At 68.0% G+C, this 20,199-nt stretch carries 18 protein-coding genes; 9 read left to right on the top strand and 9 right to left on the bottom strand.

Annotated features, from left to right (window positions below; genetic code table 11):
• The first annotated feature begins 204 nt into the window (after positions 1 to 204).
• From HV742_RS31205 to HV742_RS31170, 8 genes are all read left to right on the top strand, one after another.
• A complete protein-coding gene (locus HV742_RS31205; protein WP_175147219.1) occupies positions 205 to 534 on the top strand; it encodes a hypothetical protein in 330 nt (109 codons plus the stop codon).
• Positions 535 to 652: 118 nt separating this feature from the next.
• Entirely contained in the window at positions 653 to 1,333 is a 681-nt protein-coding gene (locus tag HV742_RS31200) for an RraA family protein (protein ID WP_054498853.1), read from the top strand.
• A 71-nt stretch (positions 1,334 to 1,404) separates the two neighbouring features.
• The gene (locus HV742_RS31195; protein ID WP_175147222.1) at positions 1,405 to 2,601 is read left to right on the top strand and encodes an aminotransferase class I/II-fold pyridoxal phosphate-dependent enzyme; all 1,197 of its coding nucleotides are present in this window, start codon (positions 1,405 to 1,407) and stop codon (positions 2,599 to 2,601) included.
• Between the two features lie 72 nt (positions 2,602 to 2,673).
• A complete protein-coding gene (locus tag HV742_RS31190) occupies positions 2,674 to 3,495 on the top strand; it encodes an ABC transporter substrate-binding protein (RefSeq protein ID WP_175147218.1) in 822 nt (273 codons plus the stop codon).
• A gap of 16 nt (positions 3,496 to 3,511) precedes the next feature.
• A complete protein-coding gene (locus HV742_RS31185; protein WP_006386293.1) occupies positions 3,512 to 4,201 on the top strand; it encodes an amino acid ABC transporter permease in 690 nt (229 codons plus the stop codon).
• Positions 4,194 to 4,883: an amino acid ABC transporter permease gene (locus HV742_RS31180; RefSeq protein WP_006386294.1), complete on the top strand. Its 690-nt coding sequence runs from the start codon at positions 4,194 to 4,196 to the stop codon at positions 4,881 to 4,883. The genes HV742_RS31185 and HV742_RS31180 overlap by 8 nt, the downstream gene beginning before the upstream one ends.
• A 62-nt stretch (positions 4,884 to 4,945) precedes the next feature.
• Complete coding sequence (locus HV742_RS31175; RefSeq protein ID WP_020927941.1) at positions 4,946 to 5,680, top strand: amino acid ABC transporter ATP-binding protein; 735 nt, start codon at positions 4,946 to 4,948, stop codon at positions 5,678 to 5,680.
• A gap of 225 nt (positions 5,681 to 5,905) precedes the next feature.
• Positions 5,906 to 6,847 (top strand): LysR family transcriptional regulator, encoded by a 942-nt coding sequence (locus tag HV742_RS31170; RefSeq protein ID WP_175147221.1) that lies wholly within the window; start codon positions 5,906 to 5,908, stop codon positions 6,845 to 6,847.
• Between the two features lie 23 nt (positions 6,848 to 6,870).
• Here HV742_RS31170 and HV742_RS31165 read toward each other — a convergent pair whose 3' ends face one another.
• From HV742_RS31165 to HV742_RS31145, 5 genes are all read right to left on the bottom strand, one after another.
• Positions 6,871 to 7,980 carry a hypothetical protein gene (locus tag HV742_RS31165; RefSeq protein ID WP_175147217.1) on the bottom strand — a complete coding sequence of 370 codons (1,110 nt, stop codon included), beginning with the start codon at positions 7,978 to 7,980 and terminating at the stop codon, positions 6,871 to 6,873.
• A gap of 116 nt (positions 7,981 to 8,096) precedes the next feature.
• Entirely contained in the window at positions 8,097 to 9,785 is a 1,689-nt protein-coding gene (locus HV742_RS31160) for a nicotinate phosphoribosyltransferase (protein WP_175147216.1), read from the bottom strand.
• A 22-nt stretch (positions 9,786 to 9,807) separates the two neighbouring features.
• Positions 9,808 to 10,758, bottom strand: coding sequence for a ribose-phosphate diphosphokinase (gene prs, locus HV742_RS31155; protein WP_175147215.1), 951 nt, complete (start codon positions 10,756 to 10,758; stop codon positions 9,808 to 9,810).
• A 94-nt stretch (positions 10,759 to 10,852) separates the two neighbouring features.
• A complete protein-coding gene (locus HV742_RS31150) occupies positions 10,853 to 11,503 on the bottom strand; it encodes an NUDIX hydrolase (protein ID WP_063583150.1) in 651 nt (216 codons plus the stop codon).
• A 72-nt stretch (positions 11,504 to 11,575) separates the two neighbouring features.
• A complete protein-coding gene (locus tag HV742_RS31145; protein ID WP_175147214.1) occupies positions 11,576 to 12,448 on the bottom strand; it encodes an aldo/keto reductase family oxidoreductase in 873 nt (290 codons plus the stop codon).
• A 107-nt stretch (positions 12,449 to 12,555) separates the two neighbouring features.
• Here HV742_RS31145 and HV742_RS31140 point away from each other — a divergent pair, with 107 nt between their 5' ends.
• Complete coding sequence (locus HV742_RS31140; protein ID WP_175147213.1) at positions 12,556 to 13,455, top strand: LysR family transcriptional regulator; 900 nt, start codon at positions 12,556 to 12,558, stop codon at positions 13,453 to 13,455.
• Positions 13,456 to 13,617: 162 nt separating this feature from the next.
• Here the strand turns inward: HV742_RS31140 and HV742_RS31135 are convergent, their stop codons facing one another.
• From HV742_RS31135 to HV742_RS31120, 4 genes are all read right to left on the bottom strand, one after another.
• The gene (locus tag HV742_RS31135) at positions 13,618 to 14,646 is read right to left on the bottom strand and encodes a MerR family transcriptional regulator (RefSeq protein ID WP_175147212.1); all 1,029 of its coding nucleotides are present in this window, start codon (positions 14,644 to 14,646) and stop codon (positions 13,618 to 13,620) included.
• Between the two features lie 314 nt (positions 14,647 to 14,960).
• Positions 14,961 to 15,341, bottom strand: a complete 381-nt coding sequence (locus tag HV742_RS31130; RefSeq protein WP_049073382.1) for an I78 family peptidase inhibitor — start codon at positions 15,339 to 15,341, stop codon at positions 14,961 to 14,963.
• A gap of 305 nt (positions 15,342 to 15,646) precedes the next feature.
• Positions 15,647 to 18,874 carry an error-prone DNA polymerase gene (locus tag HV742_RS31125; RefSeq protein ID WP_175147211.1) on the bottom strand — a complete coding sequence of 1,076 codons (3,228 nt, stop codon included), beginning with the start codon at positions 18,872 to 18,874 and terminating at the stop codon, positions 15,647 to 15,649.
• A 7-nt stretch (positions 18,875 to 18,881) separates the two neighbouring features.
• A partial coding sequence (locus HV742_RS31120; RefSeq protein WP_254601319.1) for a Y-family DNA polymerase occupies positions 18,882 to 20,199 on the bottom strand: 1,318 nt, incomplete at its 5' end.

The raw sequence follows: 20,199 nt of genomic DNA, 5'->3' as shown, positions 1-20,199 counted from the left end.
GCCTCCTTCAGCACTCCGATGATCTGTTCTTCCGTAAATCGCTTCTTCATTGCCGTTCCTTTGTGAACGGACTCTACATCGATTTCGTACTAACCACGGGGAGCAGGTCACACCTCTCCGGTGCCGGTTTGGAAGCCGGAAAGCTATAGGCGGAAAGCCGCAACGATTTGCGGCCTGACTCATTCCTATAGAAGGCAGTCCCCCATGCTGCACCCCCTCATCCAAAACCCCTGGCAAATCGACACCGACCGCGAATCCGGCCCCGTCTCCCTTTCCCACCTCCACCAACTAGACCGCACCCGCTACGCCATCCAGACCATCGCCCGCATGGTCGGCAACAGCGCGTCCGAACCCGACGCCACCGGCTCCCCACCGCTGGACCCCTGGGCAGTCACCGCCCTGATGGGCGGCGTCGAAAGCCTCTGCGAACACCTCGGCACCCTGACCGAATCCATGCTCGACCAGGCCCTGCGACCCGACGGGCACAGGGAAGCCCCCAACCCCACCCACAACGCTCCCCCGTCGATCCAATAAATCCACGAAAATAATTCCTACATAACCGGGAATTTATATCGTTTTGAGGATCGCCCCGCGAGGCCTTGTAATGCGTGTTCGCTTATTGCCGTTCACGCCTTCAAGAAAATTCCTCGCTATGAATCCCATCGGATACCGCATTCTTCCCCGGCCCGCGCCGGCCGTCGCCGCTGACGTGCTGGCGGGTTTCGCCGCTATCGGCTCGGCCCAGATCAGCGATTGCATGAACCGCCTGTACGGCGTCAGCGGGCTGCGTCCGCTGCACGCCGGCAACCAGCGTACGGTCGGCCTGGCGCTGACCGTGAAGACGCGGCCGGGCGATAACCTGATGATCCACAAGGCGATTTCGCTGGGCGGCGCGGGCGATGTGATCGTGGTCGATGGCGCTGGCGATACCAGCAATGCCCTGGTGGGCGAGTTGATGATGATGGACGCGCAGGGGCGCGGCATCGCCGGGTTCGTGATCGACGGCGCGGTGCGTGACCTGGATGTGTTCGCGCAGGGGCAGTTCGGCTGCTTTGCGCGCGCGGTGTCGCACAAGGGGCCGTACAAGGATGGCCCGGGCGAGATCAATGTGCCGGTGTCGGTGGGCGGCCAGGTGGTCAACCCGGGTGATGTGGTGGTCGGCGATGCCGACGGCGTGGTGGTGATTCCCGCCGAGCATGCCGCGGCGGTGCTGGCGCTGGCGGTCAAGAAGGAAGCCGACGAGGCGGTGGCCAAGGAGAAGCTGCGCGCCGGCACCTACACCAAGCCCTGGCTGGAGAAGACGCTGGCCGAGAAGACGGGAGCCGCGAAGTGAACCAAGCCCCGACGCAAACCCCGACCCAAACCCCGACCCAGCCGCAAACCCAGCCCTCGCAAGCCGCCAGCATCGTCGCCGACCGCATCAAGCGCATCAAGCTGTCGCCCAGCGTGGCGGCGCGCGCGATTATTGCCGAGCTGCGCGAGCAGGGCCGGCGCATTATCGACCTGACGATCGGCGAGCCGGATTTCTCGACGCCGGAACATATCCGCCAGGCGGCCACGGCCGCGATGAACCGGGGCGAGACCAAGTATCCGCCGGCCCAGGGCACGGTGGCGCTACGCAAGGCGGCGCGGGCGCATCTGCTGGAGGCGACCGGCGTCGATTACCCGGCGGCGCGCATCATTGTCAGCACGGGCGCCAAGCAGGTGATCTTCAACGGGCTGGCGGCGACGCTGAACGACGGCGACGAGGTGCTGATCCCGGCGCCGTTCTGGGTGTCGTATCCGGACATGGTGCTGGTCAACGGCGGGGTGCCGGTGACGGTGCCGACGACGCCGGCCACGGATTACAAGCTGACGCCCGAGGCGCTGGAGCGCGCCATCACGCCGCGCACCAAGTGGCTGATGATGAACGCGCCCAGCAATCCGACGGGCTCGGTCTACACTGCCGACGAGCTGCGCGGGCTGACCGCGGTGCTCGAGCGCCATCCGCACGTCTGGCTGATGACGGACGATATCTATGCGCGGTTGAACTTCACCGACGAGCCGACGGTGCATCCGTTGCAGGTGGCGCCGGCGCTGGCGGCGCGCACGCTGGTGGTCAATGGCGTGTCCAAGGCCTATGCGATGACGGGCTGGCGCATTGGTTACGGCGCCGGGCCGGACGAGCTGATCAAGGCCATGGCGATTCTGCAGTCGCAGAGCACGTCGGGCGCGTCGTCGGTGAGCCAGGCGGCGGCGCTGGAGGCGCTGTCGGGGCCGCAGGACTGCGTGGCGGAGTTCGCCCGCGTTTTCCGCGAGCGTCGCGATCTGGCGGTGGCGGAGCTGTCCGGCACGCCGGGGCTGGCGATCGTGGTGCCGCAGGGCGCGTTCTACGTGTTTCCGGATTGCTCGGGGCTGCTGGGCAAGCGCACGCCGGCAGGCGTCGAGATTCGCACCGATACCGACCTGACGCATTACCTGCTGCGCGAGGCTGGCGTGGCGGTGATCGACGGCCATGCCTATGGCGCGCCGGGCACGTTCCGGCTGTCGTTCGCGGCTTCGCTGGACGATATCCGGCAGGGCTGCGCGGGCATCCGCGAGGCTTGCGCCAAGCTCGTCTAGTTGTTCCCGGGCCCGCCGACGAGCGGGCCGGTTCCGTTTTTCTGTTCAAACCACAACACAAGGGGAATCACCATGAAACGCCATTCACTTATCGCCGCCTGCCTGGGCCTGGCCGCGTTGTCGCTGGGCGCCGGCGCGCGCGCCGACCAGGTCGCGGACATCAAGGCCCGCGGCGAATTGATCTGCGGCACGCTGGGCACGTCGCAGCCGTTCAGCTTCCAGGACGCGGCGACGCGCCAGCTGGTGGGCTATGACGTCGACATGTGCAAGCTGGTGGCCGACAAGCTGGGCGTGAAGATCAGCTACAAGCTGCTGTCGGTGGCGGCGCGCGTGCCGGAGCTGAACGAGGGCCGCGTCGACATCCTGGCGGCGAACCTGGGCTATTCGCCGGACCGCGCCCAGCAGATCGCTTTCAGCCACGCGTACTACGTCAGCCCGCAGAAGCTGCTGGTGCGCAAGGATTCGGGGCTGGACACGATCGAGTCGCTGAACGGCCGCCGCGTCGGCGCGACCAAGGGTTCCAGTTCGGAGCGCGAGATCAAGCGCATTCTCGACAAGTCGCAGGTGATCGGTTACGGCGACAGCTCGGCCACGTATCTGGCCCTGCAGCAGAAGAAGGTGGACGCGCAGTTCGCGTCCGAACTGGTGCTGGTGCGCCTGGTGCTGCAAAGCCCGCCGACGGCGCCGGTCAGCGTGATCGCCAAGTCGGTGTTCGACGAGCCGTGGGGCCTGGGCGTGCGCAAGTCGGAGCCGGGCATGCTGGCGGTGGTGAATCAGGCGCTGGACGAGGCGGAAAGCTCGGGCGTGGCCGCGCAGCTGTTCGACAAGTGGTTCGGCGCGCAGACGCCGTACAAGCTCGAACGCGGTTTCAAGATCGGCCCCATCGCGGGCTGAACGCCGGTACCGCGCAATGAGCCTACTTGACGCTTCGCAATACCAGCTGCTGGCCAGCGGCATGGTGGTGACGCTGCAGCTGTTCCTGGTGTCCTGGGTGATGGCGTTCACGATCGCGGTGACGCTGGTCGTGGTGCGCGCCACCAACCTGGCGCCGTGCCGCTGGCTGGTCGACGCCTATGTGGAATACCACCGCAATGTGCCGCTGCTGGTGCAGGTGCTGTTCTGGTACTTCGGCATGCCCGAGCTACTGCCGGAGGGGTTCCGGATGTGGCTGTACCAGCACAACGCCGAGATGTCGCTGGCGGCGATCGCGCTGGCGCTGGGGTCGGCCGCCTATATCGCCGAGGACATCCGCAGCGGGTTGCGTGCCATTCCCGGCACGCAGTTCGAGGCGGCCCGGGCGCTGGGCGCCAGCTATCTGCAATGCATGCGCTTCGTGATCGTGCCGCAGGCGGTGCGGATTTCCATTCCGCCGCTGGTGGGCCGCGCCTTGCTGCTGTTCAAGAACACCAGCGTGGCCATGGCCATCGGCGTGATGGAGCTGACCTACCAGGCGCGCGAGATCGAGAACGAGACCTACCGCACCTTCGCCACGTTTGGCGCGGCGACCCTCATGTATCTGCTGGGATCCTTCCTCATCATGCTGATCGGATCGCGCATTTATGCGCGCTACCGCCTGAACCGGGGAGGCCACGGTGCTTGATCTCCTGTCGCAATACTGGCCGACGCTGCTGGTCGGCCAATACCCCAATGGGCCGCTGGGCGGCCTGGCGCTGACGCTGATCCTGGCGTTGTGCGGCCTGGCGCTGTCGTTGCCGCTGGCGCTGGCCATCGCGCTGGCGCGGGTCAGTCCGTTTGGCTGGCTGCGCGTGGCCAGCAAGACGCTGGTGAACGTGGTGCGCGGCATGCCGCTGCTGATGCTGATCTTCTGGGCGTACTTCGTCATTCCGAAGCTGACGGGGCAGGTGATCAGCGGTTTCTGGACGCTGATCGCGGCGCTGGTGGTGTACGAGAGCGCCTATCTGTCGGAGGTGATCCGCTCGGGTATCGAGGCGGTGCCGCGCGGCCAGATCGAGGCCTCGCGCTCGCTGGGCGTGGGTTACTGGACGACGATGCGCCGGGTGGTGCTGCCGCAGGCGCTGTTCAACGTGCTGCCCAGCATGACCAGCCAGTTCGTCTCCACCATCAAGGAGACCTCGCTGGGGTATGTGATCAGCGTGAACGAACTGACGTTTGCCGCCAACCAGGTCAACAACCTGGTGCTGACCAAGCCGCTGCAGGTGTTCGGCATCCTGGCGATCATCTATTTCCTGGTGTGCTTCAGCCTGAGCCGCGGCCTGTCCTGGCTGGACCTGCGCATCCGCCGCCAGCGCGCCATGGCCTAGGGCCCGTGCGAGGCCCCTTTTAGCGAGAACAGGCCTTGAGCCGGCGCTTATCGGAATTCATCATGATCAAGCTTGAGAAAGTCAACAAATGGTATGGCGCGCATCACGTCCTGAAGGACGTGGACCTGTCGGTCGCGCGCGGCGAGGTGCTGGTGGTGTGCGGGCCGTCGGGCTCGGGCAAGTCCACCATGATCCGCACCATCAACCGCCTGGAACCCATCGAGAAGGGCCGCATCCTGATCGACGACGCCGACATCTACGGCAAGGGCGTCAACCTGAACGCGCTGCGCCAGAAGATCGGTTTCGTGTTCCAGCAGTTCAACCTGTTTCCGCACATGAGCGTGCTGGACAACGTGGTGTTCGCGCCGGTCAACATCCGCAAGCAGCCGCGCAAGCAGGCCACCGAACTGGCGCGCCAGCTGCTGGCGCGGGTGGGCCTGGAGCACAAGATCGACGCCTATCCCGGCTCGCTGTCGGGCGGCCAGCAGCAGCGCGTGGCGATCGCCCGCGCGCTGGCGCTGCAACCGCCGGTGATGCTGTTCGACGAGCCCACCAGCGCGCTCGACCCCGAGATGGTGGGCGAGGTGCTGCAGGTGATGAAGGGCCTGGCCAAGGACGGCATGACCATGGTCTGCGTGACGCACGAAATGGGCTTCGCGCGCGACGTGTGCGACCGGGTGGTGTTCATGGATGCGGGTGAGATCCTGGAAATGGATACGCCGGAACGCTTCTTCAGCGCGCCGCGGCATCCGCGGGCGCAGCGGTTTCTGGCGGATATCCTGCATCCGCGAGGGTAGGGCCCGTGCCGGGCGTGGCGGGATACCCGCTGCGCTCGGCAGGGAACGACTGAGTCGGCATGCGGTGGCATTGACTTGGATGCGTCGGTGCCGGCTGGGGCGGATCGGCGCCGACCGGCCCGTTTCGGCCGCCCGACGTTTCGGCCGCGGACCGGACGGCGCGCAGCCGCGCACCTGTCGACGATAATGTGAGGGTTCTTCATGCATTTCACGTCCACCGCCGCGATGTACACCCTCAAACAGCTGGAGGCGTTCTACTGGAGCTCGCAACTGGGCAGCTTCAGCGCGTCCTCGCGCAAGCTGCACACCACCCAGTCGGCGGTCGCCAAGCGGGTGGGGGAACTGGAAGCCTTCGCCGGCGCGCCGCTGTTCGAGCGCCGCGCCAAGAAGCTGGTGCTGACGGCCCAGGGCCGCAAGCTGTTCGAACTGGCGCGCGAGATGCTGGACCTGAACAGCCGCATCGTGCAGAACATGGCCGATCCGGCCAGTTTCGAGGGCGTGGTGCGGCTGGGCGTGACCGAACTGGTCGGCATGACCTGGCTGGCGCGGCTGGTCAACCAGATCAGCCTGCGCTATCCCAAGGTGCAGCTGATGCCCGAGATCGATGGCGGCATCACGCTGTACGAGCGGCTGGAACAGGATCAACTGGATCTGGCCATCATGCCGGGGCCGTTCTGGAGCTATCAGTACGACTGTGTCCATCTGGGCGCGGTGACCAACGTCTGGATGGCCAGCCCGGCGCTGGACATCGACTTTTCGGCGCGGCTGGCGCCGCAGGATCTGGCGCCATATCCGGTGATTTCACAGCCGACCAATTCGGCGCTGTCGCATCTGTACGATGCCTGGTTCGCCGAGCAGGGGCTGTCGGTCAAGCGGGTGCTGACCTGCAACAGCCTGGGCATGATGGCGCAGCTGACCATGCTGGGGTTGGGCATCAGCTATCTGCCGGGAGCGTATTTCGCGCCGCTGGTCGAACGCGGGGCGCTGTGCCAGCTGGATGTGCAGCCGGATCTGCCGACGATCAATTACTACGCGGTGCACAAGAAGAGCATCGTCAATCCGGTGGTGTCGCGGGTGATCGATATTGCGCGGGAGGAATGCGCGTTCGAGGTGGCGGGGGCGTTCCTGCCGCATGTGCCGCCAGCGGCGCGGCGGCGCCCGGAGTAGGGCGCCGCGGGCGATCCGCCTTCTTACCGGAAGGTCACCTGGATGGTGATTTTCTGGCTGAATTCGCCCGGCACCATCGGCGCTCCCGATCGGGTCAATTGCGCCGAGTAGTTCAGCGGCAAGGGATGGTTGCTGGTGGTCAATGAGGGGTGCCGGGAGTCCTGCCAGGCGTTGAACTTGATGGGAAAGACGCCGGATTCCTTGATCGTCAGCGCGAGTCCGTTGGGGGTTCCGTCGGTGTTATTCAGGAGAATATGCTGGGCGTCGGTTGTCAACGCGGCGTTGCCTTCCGGCTGGAACCTTAACTGTAACGGTACGGTTAAGCTGCCCAGATCGACGAGCCGAAAGCCTCCATCGCAGGTTTCATCGAACTCCGCATGGATGGTGAAAGGCACCGTGGGCGGCAGCGGCATTCTGTCCACGGAGTAGGCTCTTCCCAGATCGATCGAGCCCGGCGTCAAGATCTTCGCGATGCACTTGGGTACGAGAGCAACGCTGGTGCTGTTATCCGATCCGATCGAGATGACGTTAAGGATGGAAACCCCCGAACCTACAACCACCAGGTCTGGCGAGGCGGGAATGAAGACTCTGGTCGGTTTCGTGGGGGGCGTGACCATGACGAGTTTCAGCGTGCCACTCATTTTGCCCGATGCCGTCATGGTGGGATTGGTCGGCGACTGCGGGGCATAGGTGACGTCAGAGAACGTCAGGTGGTCATCGGTGGAGCCGGTCGGCGTCCATTCGGGGTAGCTGTTTATCTGCAGGACGAGCTTCAGCCCGGCCTGGCGGAGCAAGGCTACCATCGACGCCATTTTTCCCCCGCCACCCAAGTAGGGCTGATTTCGCGGGATGTTTGTAATGCAGGTCCAGGGGATGATCGGCAGTTTGTTTTCGTACACGACCTGGCCCACCGGGGTGTTCTTGTCCAGATGGATTTCGAGGGGCGCGAACGCGGCTAAAAGCGGGACAGACCCGCTCGGCCGGCTGGTGTCGAAGACAGGGCCGGGCTGGCATCCCGACGTGAGTGCGGCTCCCAGGGCATGGCTGGCCGCGCCCAGCAGGCCCGCGACGGCCCATGCCGCCGTCAGCGCCGCGCGCCAGCGCCGGAAGGCCCCGGTCTTTCGCTTGATCATGCAATTTCTCCTGGAGACGAGGTGACCCGGCCGGTTGCCGCGCGAGGGCAGGCAGGGCGCATTTGTCATGGGAGTTTGCATGGCGGGGATTATCCGGACGTTAACCGCAGGCCGCCTCAACGCCGTCCCCAATCAATGCTCCCCGGCTCCGGACAAACCCAGGACCCCTGCAACCGTTCCCGGATCTGCGCCAGATCCTGCTCCACCAGCAGAACCCCATCCCGGAACACCGGCACCAGCGCGCCGCCAGCCGCCTGCTCCGGCGTCTGCTGGTCGCGCAACACATACCCGGTCGCCGTTTCATCCACCCGCAGCAAGCCCTTGGCCGACCGCTTCACGCCGGAGTCGGTGACCGGGTCCTTGACCAGTTCCTGCGGTTCGCCATTGACCTCGGCATACGTCGCCTTCAGCGCCCAGCCGAAGCTGTCGCGCGTCAGGTATTGATAGGTGTACGAGCCAATGCCCAGGACCACGTTGCCCGACGCGAAACCCTTTCTTTCCAGCCGCACCAGGATGTCGCGCCCACGCGCCAGCGTGATCGAATCGCCGTAGATCAGGCCGACGTGCGGGTCCAGCAGCTTGTAGCCGCGCTCGGTCACCACGCCGCCGAAGATATTCCACAGGCATTGCACCGCGCCGTTGACTTCGGCCTCGCGCAGCGCCTGGCTGGCGCGGGCGTCGTCGTCCAGGCGCCAGTAGCGGCCGGTCTCGATATCCCGCACGGCTTCGAATCCGTCGCGGCGGGCGGCGGCCAGGGCTGCGGCGTCTTCCACACTGGACACGTCGGTGCAGAAGTAGCCGGTCAGGATCTTCACGGGATCGCCCGAGTCCGGGCGGAACACGACCTTGGCGTTGCCGAAGGGATCAGGCTGGCGCGCCAGGATTTCCGGCTTCAATGCGGCGGCGAAGTCGGTGACCACTTGCCAGAAGTCCCAGGTGTCCGACACCACCGACACGATGCCGGCCGGATAGACCTGCGTGACCAGGCGGCGGATGGTTTCGATTTCGCCTTCCTTGCTGCCCAGGCACATGACCGAGTGTTCGGTCGCGGGCACCGAGCCGCCGACCAGTTCACGGTCCGAGTCGGCGCCGTACAGGTCTTCCAGGTAGTCGATGGCGGGAATGGTGTCGGTGCCGGTGAACGACAGCAGGTGGCCGGCGCCGCTCTTGCGGGCGTCGTACAGGCCGGCCATGCCGCGCATCGAGAAGTCGTGGCCCTGCCAGTTGACGAAATCCATCGGGCTGCCGGTCAGGCGGGCGAAGTAGGTCAGGAGCTTGCGGTATTCGAAGGCGATGGTGGCCACGGTGGACGGCTTCCACGATTCGCAGCTGAACAGCGTTTCGATGTAGGTGACCAGCCAGGCAAATTCGGGCCTGGTGTTGACGAAGGTGACGGGCGGCACGCGGATGTCGACGCGGGCGCCTTCGGGCAGGGAACGGATTTCCAGCGGCAGATAGCCCAGGTCATACAGCGCCTGCAGGTGATCGACGGTGACCGCGCCCTTGCCCAGCGCGTTGTCGACGCGGCGCTGGTACTGGCGCACGGCGGCGCCGGCGGGCTTGCCGAAGAATTCGCGGTTGAACAGGTCGATCAGGATTTCCTTGATGAAGCCTTGCAGGCCGAACCAGACGATCTTGTTGTCGAACAGTTCGGGCAGCACCGGCGCCAGCCGGGCCGAGCGCGGGGTGAAGTTGGCCAGGATCTTGTTGGTGCCCCTGGGGTACTGGAAGGGGTGGCCGGTCTTGTAGAAGTCGGCTTGGAGCAAGGGGTTGATGCCGTTCTTGGCAGGGATGGAGGCGTTCATGGTGGGGACTCCTGCTTGAGGTTCAGTTGGCCGGGGTGGCGAGCGCGGGGGCGCTGGCGGTTTCGATCGTGTGGGTTGGGGCGGGGGCGCTGGCGGCGCCGATTGTGTTGACCGGCGCGGTGGCGTTGGCGCCCTGGATCGTGTTGACCACGACTGGCGCGCCGGCGCCTTCGCTGGCGGTCCAGTCATAGGCGGTGTAGATCCCGGCGTAGCGGGCGTTCAGCTCGGCCAGGCCTTTGCTGAAAAGGCCGTGGGTCACGTACAGATAGAGCGGCTGGTCGGTCTTGTCGCGCAAGGCGGCGGCCAGTTCCAGGAAGGTGCGGCCGCCGTCGCAGATGTCGTCGACCACCAGCACCGGTTGCGCGGGGATGTCGTCGGGCACGCGGGTTTCGGTGATGCGGCCGGTCTGCGGGTCGCGGACTTTTTCGGCGTAGCGCACGTCGGCCACGCCCAGCTTTTTGGCCAGGGCCTGCACGCGCTTGCGGGCGCCGGCGTCGGGCGCCATCAGGGTGACGCCGTTGGCAAAGGCGGGGTTGGCCAGCGCGTTGTTCAGGAAGGCGGCGGCGTCGATCACGCGGACGCGCTGCAGCAGGGCGGGGGTGACGTCGCTGTGCGGTTCGACCACGGTGACAGTGGCGTATTGCTGGTCGTTGATGAGCTTGCAGAACACCGCCGCGCCAAGCGCCTCGCCCGGATTGCAGACGCGGTCCTGGCGGGCGTAGGGCACGTAGGGCATGTCCAGGTGCACGGGCGCGGCCGGGTTCAGGCGGCGCAAAGCGTCGGTCAGCAGCAGCAACTGCATGACGTCGTCGGCCGATTTCAGCAGGGCGTGGATGCGGAATTCGTTGGCCGCTTCGGCGCGGGCCTGCAAGGCAGCGGGCACGGTGACCTGGCTTTCGCCGCCGGGGAACACGAACGCGCTGGGCGTATCGGTGTGGCGTTGTCCTTCTACTACCGCGGTGAGGGTGAACATGATTTGGCCTTAGTGGCAAATTAAAACTAAGTGAGGCAAGTATAAGCCTACTTATTGTTTGTTTGCAACTAAGCCGGGATTTGATTTGGCGCGTTTATCCGACGCTGCGGTCGAACAGGGCGAAGTCTTTCAGGCGGTACAGGCGGGCGGGACGCTGCGCGCCGAGCGCGTAGTCGTCGGTGGCTTCGAGCACGTCCCAGGCTTCCATCTTGCGGCGGAAGTTCGATTTCTCGAGGGTGGTCTGGAGGATGGCTTCGTAGGTGCGCTGCAGCTCGGTCAGGGTGAAGCGTTCGGGCAGCAGGAAGAACGGCAGGGTGGAGTAGCTGGATTTGCCGCGCAGGCGGGCCACGGCGGCGGCGACGATGTCGGCGTGGTCGAAGGCCAGCGGCGGCAGCGCGTCCACGCTGACGAAGCGAAAGCCGGCGGGGGCGGCCTCCAGTTCGGCGGCCGGCACCAGCGCCACGTAGGACACCGACAGCGACCACTTGCGCGGGTCGCGGCCGGGGCCGGAGAAGACCTGCAACTGCTCCAGGTAGCGCGGCTCGAAGCCGGTCTTCTCGCGTAGCACGCGGCGGATGCTGGCCTCGGTGCTGGCGTCTTCGTCCACGTGCACCACGCCGCCGGGCAAGGCCATGGCGCCCTTGAACGGCGCGCGGTCGCGCGGGTGCAGGGCGATTTCCAGGCCGGTCTCGCGCAGGGTGAGCAGGACGGCGTCGACGGTGACGAGGGGCTGTGGGTGGTCCAAGTGGGGTTCCGGGCGTGGCACTTCGGGGTAAGGTGCCACTATGCGGCGGATTGGTCAACCGCGCCCGTCGAACTAGCCCGCGGCGCCGATCCCGTCCAGCTCGGCCACGGCCTGCGGCGGCAGCGCCAGGCTGGCCGCGGCGGCGTTCTGCCGCAGGTGTTCGATCGACGAGGTGCCCGGGATCAGCAGGATGTTGGGCGAGCGTTGCAGCAGCCAGGCCAGCGCGGTCTGCATCGGCGTGGCCTGGCAGTCGGCGGCCACGCGCTCCAGCGTGGCCGATTGCAGCGGCGAGAAGCCGCCCAGCGGGAAGAACGGCACGTAGGCGATGCCATCTTGCGCCAGCAGCCCGATCAGCGCGTCGTCGGCGCGGTGCGCGATGTTGTACTGGTTCTGCACGCAGACGATGTCGGCGATGCCGCGCGCCTGCGCCACCTGGCGCGCGGTGGCGTTGCTCAGGCCCAGGTGGCGTATCAGGCCCCTGCGCTGCAATTCGGCCAGGGTGGTGAAGGACGGTTCGATGTCGCCTTCGGCGGGGCCGGCCACGTCGAACATGAGGCGCAGGTTGACCACGTCCAGCACGTCCAGGCCCAGGTTGCGCAGGTTGTCGTGCACGGCTGATTCCAGTTCGGCCGGGGAGTTGGCCAGCAGCCACGAGGCATCGTCGCCCCGGCGCGCGCCGACCTTGGTGACGATGACCAGGTCGTCGCGGTAGGGGTGCAGCGCTTCGCGGATCAGCTGGTTGGTGATGTGCGGCCCGTAGAAGTCGCTGGTGTCGATGTGGTTGATGCCGAGTTCGAGCGCTTCCCGCAGCACCGCCAGGGCTTGCGCCTTGTCCTTGGGCGGTCCGAATACGTGCGGGCCGGCCAGTTGCATGGCGCCGTAGCCCAGGCGGTTGACGGTCAGGTCGCCCAGCGCATAGGCGCCGGCTTGTTGAATCGAGGTCATGACGTGCTCCAGGGAGGGAATGAAGCGAGTCTAGGGCGGCGCGGTGCGTGCGACAATCCCTGGTAATCGCACAGCTTGTGCGGAATATCGAACAATCAGGGCCGGCCATGTCCAACCTTCAAGACATCAGCGCCTTTGTGGCGGTGGCCACGCATGGGGGCTTTCGTGGCGCGGCGCGCCAGACGGGGACCAGCGCGTCGCAGTTGAGCGAAGCGGTGCGCCGGCTGGAAGCCCGGCTGGGCCTGCGGCTGCTGAACCGCACCACGCGCAGCGTGGCGACCACGGCGGCCGGGCAGCGCCTGCTGGAGCAACTGGCGCCCGCGCTGGACGCGGTCGAGTCGGCGCTGGACGTGGCCAACAATTTCCGTGACCGGCCGGCGGGCCGGCTGCGGCTGAATGTGCCGCTGGCGGCATCCAGGCTGGTGCTGCCGCGCATCTTGCCGCCGTTCCTGGCGCAGTATCCGGAGATCCGGCTGGAGGTCATCGTCGACGATCGCTTTGTCGAGCTGCTGCAGTCGGGCTGCGACGCGGGCATCCGCTACGAGGAAAGCATGGACCAGGACATGGTGGCCATTCCGATCGGGCCGCGGCGCCAGCGGATGGCGGCGGCGGCCGCGCCGGGGTATCTGGCCCGGCATGGACGGCCGCAACATCCGCAAGACCTGCGCCAGCACCTGTGCCTGCGCGGCCGTTTCACCAGCGGCGCGATGCCGGCGTGGGCGTTTGAACGCGACGGCCAGTCCGTCACGGTGGAGGTGGACGGTCCGCTGATCGTCAGCCTGGGGGCGGCGGTGGACCTGGCGGTCGATGCGGCGGTGGCGGGCGCCGGAGTGGTCTATCTGTTCGAGGACTGGCTGCAGCCGTACCTGGATCGGGGCGAACTGGAGCCGGTGCTGGCGGACTGGTGGCCCAGCTTCACCGGCCCCTTGCTGTATTTTCCGGGCCGGCATTATCTGCCGGCGCCGTTGCGTGCCTTCGTGGATTTCGTCCAGGCGGCGCGCTGGTAGCGCGGTCGCGGCTGCGACTGTCGCCGCGACGGCGACCTTGACCTTGACCGCGACCGTGACCGCGACCGTGACCGCGACCGTGACCGTGACCGTGACCTCGACCGTGACGACGACCTCGACCGTAACCGCGTCGGCGTCCGTGTTCGCGGACGCCGACGCCGCTTAGCGCGCCGCCGTCAATGCGCCCATGGCCTGGCGCATGAAAGCCAGCGTGGCGTCATCGGCCCAGGTGCCGGCGGTCAGTTCGGGCTCGGTCATCAGGGCGTGGCGGAATTTCGCGTGGGTCGCGGGATCGTTGCCGGCGTAGCTGCAAAACAGTTCCAGCCATTGCCGCGCGAGTTCGCGGCCGGGGGCCGAGTCGGGCGCCTGCCCGGCATCGATCGCGTCGCGCACCCGCGCCATCAGGGCCGGCCATTCGCCGGCGCGGTCGTGATAATGCGCCCGCATGAACCGGGCCTCGTCCGGCGTCAGGTGTTTTTCGTAGAGCCGCAGCTTGCTTTCGGAGAAGGCGCGCACCACGTAGTCGCGCATGGCCGGCGAGATACCGATGTGTTCCTGCATGGCCGGTTCCCGTTCGTGCATCTGATTGAGCTTCACGAGCAGGCGCGGATCGCCGTTGGTGTCGCGCAGCAGCAGCGTCATCCAGCGCAGGGCCAGCGCCTGCGAACGCGGGTCCTCGGGCGGGGCGCCGTCGTCCATCTGCCGGCGCACGTCGGCGATCAGCGCAAGCCAGCCGGCATCGTCGTTCGGGCCTCGGCGGTACATGGGCAGACGCGCCAGTTCTTCCTGGGAGAAATATTTGTCGTACATGTTCATCAGTTCCAGAGTGGTCAGCCAATCGGCCAGTTCCGGCTCCGTTCCCATCGCCAACTGGCCTTGCAACTGCGCGAGGCGTTCGCGCAGCCGGGTGGCGTGTTGGATCTGGCTGTCGAGCATCGCGATCTGTCTGGCGATGATCTCGTCCAGCGGCGTGCCGGGCTGGTCCAGGTAGGCGCCGATCTCGGCCAGCGGCAATCCGAAGCGACGCAATGCCTGGATCTGGTGCAGTCGGGCGATGTCGTCGCGGCCGTAGAGCCGGTAGCCGTTGTCGGCGCGCGCCGAAGGCGTCAGCAGGCCGATCGCGTGATAGTGGTGCAGCGTGCGGACGGTCAGTCCGCTGCGCTTGGCCAGTTCTCCTACTTTCAGTCGCATGGGGTTCCTTCGTGAATGGCGCAGGCCGAACTTTTGGGCATGACGTTACGTAAGGGTCAAGCGTTGGCGGATCGATTTGTGGATCGATTCGTGGGCCGGGCGTGCAGGGAGGCGGTCGCGCCGGCAAGCTTGCTGGCGCACCGGCCCGGCCCTGCCTGTGGGGCTGGCCGGTCGTCCGCTTGGGGATGGTTGTCCGCGGGCGGGGCGGCCCCGGGGGAGATGTCCATGGACAACGCGGGCCGCCGCGCCGTCTGGAAGAAGCGGGCGCGGGCGAGTGTGCCCGTTGCGCCCGTCTTGCCGTGAATGCCGGGACGTCAGCCGCAGCGGATCGCCGTCATCACGTCCTTGTCGTCGACGATCAGGTTCAGGCGGGTGTCGTTGTATTCCATGGTGACCAATTGGCCCGGGCGCAGGATGCGGGCGGTGGCGGCGCCGCTGCGGGTGCGCAGGTCTTCCAGGACGGACTGGGTGGCTTTCTGGCCGATCTGCGATTGCAGCGCGGCGGCGTCGCAGGTCTTGCGGGCGCCGGCCTGGGCGGAGGGTGATCCGTACGACGCGCCGGAGGAGCTGTCGGACGCGGCGGGCGAGCTGGCGGAACTGGAGGCGGCGGATGAGGATGAGGAACGCGGGGCTCCGGTGTTGGCGCAGGCGCTCAGCGTGGCAACCAGCAGAACGGGAATCAGCTTGCGGATCATGATCACTCCTGAAAAAGAAAACGTTTCCACGGCGCGGCCGGCGCGGGGGCGGGCGTCGCGGAAAATCCATCATAGACCAGCCGCCCGCGCGGCGCTTGGCCGTGGTGGCGTCCGGTCGAACCCCGGGGCGTTGCCGTGACCGCCGAGCCTTGCCGCCGCGCCGGGCTGTCTCATCCCCTCGTCTTGCCCGATTGTTTCACTCCCTTTTTTTCTCCCCCTTTTTTTCTCCCCCTTTGTTTCGCCCCGTCGTCTCGCCTGGCGGCGCGCCCCTGGCATCGGGGCCAGCGCCGGACCGCGCATCGCCGTCAGTGGAAATTGCGGCTGGGCGTGCTCAAACCGCCCAGCAGTTCGGACAGGTCCACCAGCCGCTGCGCGATCAGGTGGCGCACGCCGTCCACGTTCTGCCACGAGCCATACACGCCCAGCAGGGTGGCGCCGAGCAGCTCGCGGCGCTGGCGTTCGATCAGTTCGGGGCGCACCACCACGTTGACCGGGCCGGTTTCGTCTTCCAGCGTGACGAAGATCACGCCCTTGGAGGTCTGCGGCCGCTGGCGCACGGTGACGATGCCGCAGGCGCGGGCCACGCGCTTGTCGGGGTAGCCGTTGAGCACGCTGGCCGGCTGGAAGTTGCGCGCCGCCAGTTGCGGCCGCAGCAGCTCGACGGGGTGGCGCCGCAGGGTCAGGCCGACGCTGCGATAGTCGGCCGCCACGGTCTGGTTCTCAGTCGGCGCGGTCAGTTGCGGCATCTCGGTTTCGTGGATGGCGGCGTCGCGCAGCAGGTCGCGGCTGTGGACGCTGGCGGCGGCTTCCCAACTGGCTTGGCGGCGGTGGCCGGCCAGGGTGCGCAGGGCGTCGCCGGCGGCCAGGGCGTTCAGGTCGTGGCGCGTCAGGGCGGCGCGGCGGGCCAGGTCGCCGGTGCTGGTGAAGGGGGCCTCGGCGCGGGCGGCCTCGATGCGGCGGGCGCTGTCTTGGTGCAGGCCCTGGATCAGGCTCAGGCCGAGACGCACGGCGGGGCGGATTTCGTCTGGCGAGGGCGCGTGAGGATGGGGCCGGCGCGGCGGCGCGTCGGCGGGCGCGGGCTCCAGCGCCGCGTCCCAGCCGCTGACGGTCACGTCCACCGGCAGCACCCGCACGCCGTGGCGGCGCGCGTCCTGCACCAGTTGCGCCGGCGCGTAAAAGCCCATGGGCTGGGAGTTGAGCAGCGCGGCCAGGAAGGCCTCGGGTTCGTGGCGCTTGAGCCAGGAACTGGCGTAGGCCAGCAGCGCGAAGCTGGCGGCGTGGCTTTCGGGGAAGCCGTATTCGCCAAAGCCCTCGACCTGGCGGAACAGCGCCTCGGCGAATTCCAGGGTGTAGCCGTGGGCCAGCAGGCCGCCCACCAGTTTGACGCGGTATTTGTCGACGCCGCCCTTGCGCTTCCAGGCGGCCATGGAGCGCCGCAACTGGTCGGCATCGCCGGGCGAGAAGCCGGCCGCGACCACCGCGATCTGCATCACCTGTTCCTGGAAGATGGGCACGCCCATGGTGCGGCTGAGCACGCCTTTCACCTTGTCGCTGGGGTAGCTTTCCTTTTCCTTGCCCTGGCGGCGGCGCAGGTAGGGATGCACCATGCCGCCCTGGATCGGGCCGGGCCGCACGATGGCCACCTGCACCACCAGGTCGTAGTATTCGCGCGGCCGCAGGCGCGGCAGCATGGTCATCTGGGCGCGCGATTCGATCTGGAACACGCCGATGGTGTCGGCCTCGCAGATCATGTCGTAGGTGGGTTCGTCGCCTTCGGGAATGTCCTGCAGCCGCAGCGGCTGGCCGCGGCGCTGGCCGGCCAGTTCCAGGGTGCGGCGCAGCGCCGACAGCATGCCCAGCGCCAGCACGTCGACCTTGAGCAGCTTGAGCGCGTCCAGGTCGTCCTTGTCCCACTGCACCACGCTGCGGTCGGCCATGGCGGCGTTTTCGATCGGCACCAGCCGCGACAGCTTGCCGCGCGAGATGACGAAGCCGCCCGGGTGCTGCGACAGGTGGCGCGGAAAGCCCATCAGCGTCTGGGCCAGCGCGGCCCACTGCCGCGCCACCTGCGATTCCGGATCGAGGCCGCAGGCGCCCAGGGTGCGCAGCATTTCCTTTTTGCCGTCCCACCACTGGTGGGCGCGCGCCACCGCGTCGATCACGCCCGGGTCCACGCCCAGCGCGCGGCCGGTGTCGCGCAGCACGCTGCGCGGGCGGTACGAGATCACCACGGCGGTCAGGGCGGCGCGCTGGCGGCCGTACTTGCGGTAGATGTACTGGATCACTTCCTCGCGCCGCTGGTGTTCGAAGTCGACGTCGATGTCGGGCGGCTCGTTGCGTTCCTTGCTGATGAAGCGTTCGAACAGGTTGTTGCCGCGGCGCGGATCGACCTCGGTGATGCCCAGGCAGTAGCACACCGCCGAGTTGGCGGCCGAGCCGCGCCCCTGGCACAGGATGCCGTTGTTGCGGGCGTACAGCACGATGTCGTAGACCGTGAGGAAATAGGCCTCGTAGTGCAGGTCGGCGATCAGCGCCAGTTCCTTTTCGATCTGTTCGCTGACGTGGGCCGGCGTTCCGCCCGGAAAGCGCCGCGCGGCGCCGGCCAGGGTTTCCTGGCGCAGGTAGGTGGCGGGGGTGTGGCCGCGCGGGATGATTTCGTCGGGGTATTCGTAGCGCAGTTCGTCCAGCGAGAAGGCGCAGCGCCGCGCCACCACCAGCGTCTGCGCCAGCGCCTCGGGCGGATACAGGTTGGCCAGCCGCATGCGGGTGCGCAGGTGCTGCTCGGCGTTGCCGGACAGCGCGTAGCCGCATTGCGACACGCACTGGTGGGTGCGGATGCCGGTGAGGGTGTCGTGCAGCGGCTTGCGCGAGCGCACGTGCATCTGCACCTGGCCCAGCGCCACCACCGGCAGTTCGGCGGCGCGCGCGGCGTGGTCGACGGCGGCGCGGTGCAGGTCGTCGCGCGAGCGGTACAACAGGGTCAGGCCGACCCAGGCGCGGCGCGGGAAGGTGGTGGCCAGCCAGCGCGCCTGCTGCGCCATGCGATCGGGGTCGTCGCCGTAGACGGGCGACAGGATCGCCAGGCATTCGGGCAGGTGGCGCAGGTGTTCGTAGCCCGGCGGCGGGGCGGTGAAATCCTCGGGCGCCAGCCGGTATTCGCCCTTGGGGGCGCGGGTGCGGGCCAGGGTGATGAGTTCGGACAGATTGCCGTAGCCCTCGCGGGTCTGGGCCAGCAGGGTCAGGTCCAGCGGCGCGGCCTCGGGCCCGGCGCGCAGCCGGAAGGTGGCGCCGATGATGAGCGGCAGCTTCTGGGTCTTGGCCTCGACGTGGGCGCGCACCACGCCGGCCAGGCTGCATTCATCGGTGATGGCCAGGGCGGCGTAGCCCAGTTCGGCGGCGCGGGCGGCCAGTTCCTCGGGGTGCGAGGCGCCCTGCAGGAACGAGAAGTTCGACTGGCATTGCAGTTCGGCGTAGCCGGGCAGTCCGGCTGGCGGACCGGGGGCGTCGTCATGGGGATCGTCGGGCGCGTGCATGGCGGGGTCAGGCGTACAGTCCGTGCAGGTACCAGCGCGCGTGCGCGTCGTCGCGCTCGCGGTAGATCCAGTAGCGCGCGCTGGCGGCGTCCTCGGCGACGAAGTAGTCGCGCACGGTCAGGACCGGATCCCACCAGCCGCTTTCGATGCGCTCGGGGCCGCGCATCAGCCGCAGTGCCTGGCCGGCGTATTGCGGGCGGTGGCCGGCAAGCTTGAGCGGCAGCGGCGGATCGAGCAGCCAGAAGGGGCGGTCCAGGGGCTCGGGCAGCGGTTCGGGGCGTTGCGGCGGTTCCAGCGCGTCGCCCCAGGCGTTGGCGGCCTCGGGCCGGTGGTCGGGGAGGGGACAGGCGTGGCGCACCTGCTCGCGGCCCAGCCGCGCGGTCAGCAGGTCCAGCAGGCGGGCGTGGTCGGCGGCGGTGCCGCCGGGTTCGGGGAACAGGGTGGTGCTGGCGGCGGGCTGGTCGGTGGTGTCGGGCGCCAGCAGCGTCACCGCGATCACCGGGGCTTCGAGCGTCAGGCGGCCAAGTTTTTCGCGCAGCAGGTTGAGGATCTGCGGCGCCTGCCAGACGGGCTGGGCCAGCGCCAGTTCCAGCTCGGTGGGCGGGCGCGCGTGGCGGCCGCGCTCGTGGTCCAGGCGCAGCAGCACGCGCCGCACCGCCAGTTGCCGCGCCGTCAGCCAGCCGCCCAGCTGCTCGGCCAGGCGCCGCGCCACGGCCAGCACCGCGTCGGTGTGTTCGAGGTATTCCATCAGCTCGATGCGGCGCTCGAAGCGCGGCGGCGGCTCGATCCAGCGATGCAGTTCGGGCGACTGGCCGTAGGCCGCGTCCAGCGCCTGCAGCAGGTCGGGCGCGCTGCGCCGTTGCAGGCCGGCGCGCGGCAGGGCGCGCAGGTCGGCCAGGGTGTGGCAGCCGATGTCGTTGAGCCAGTCCAGGCGCGGCCGGGCCTGGGGCAGCAGGGCCACGGGCAGGGCGTCGAGCCGGCGCGCCAGCGTGCGCGGGGTCAGCACCCGGCGCGGCGGCCGGCGTCCGCCTCGGTGCGCCAGCAGCCAGGCGCCGGCGGCTGTGGGCGCCATGCCCAGCGACACGCGCAGGTCCAGCGCGGCCAGCGTGGCGGCCACGCGCCGGTGTAGCGCGCGCGGTCCGCGGAAGAACAGCAGGCTGGCGCCGACGTTGAGCAGCACGGTGTCTGCGTCCGCCAGCGCGACCTCGGGGGTGTATTGCAGCAGCGCCAGCGCCGCGCCCTGCAGGGTGTCGGCCTCGGCCACCGGGTCGCGCGCCAGCAGTTCGACCTCGGGCGCGATGGCGGCCGCGCCGCCGCGGCGCATG

The sequence above is a fragment of the Achromobacter ruhlandii genome, from assembly GCF_902859695.1.
In the GTDB taxonomy this organism is placed as follows: domain Bacteria; phylum Pseudomonadota; class Gammaproteobacteria; order Burkholderiales; family Burkholderiaceae_B; genus Achromobacter; species Achromobacter ruhlandii.
The sequence above is the reverse complement of the archived record's forward strand: the minus strand, read 5'-3'. Positions and strand labels throughout refer to the sequence as shown.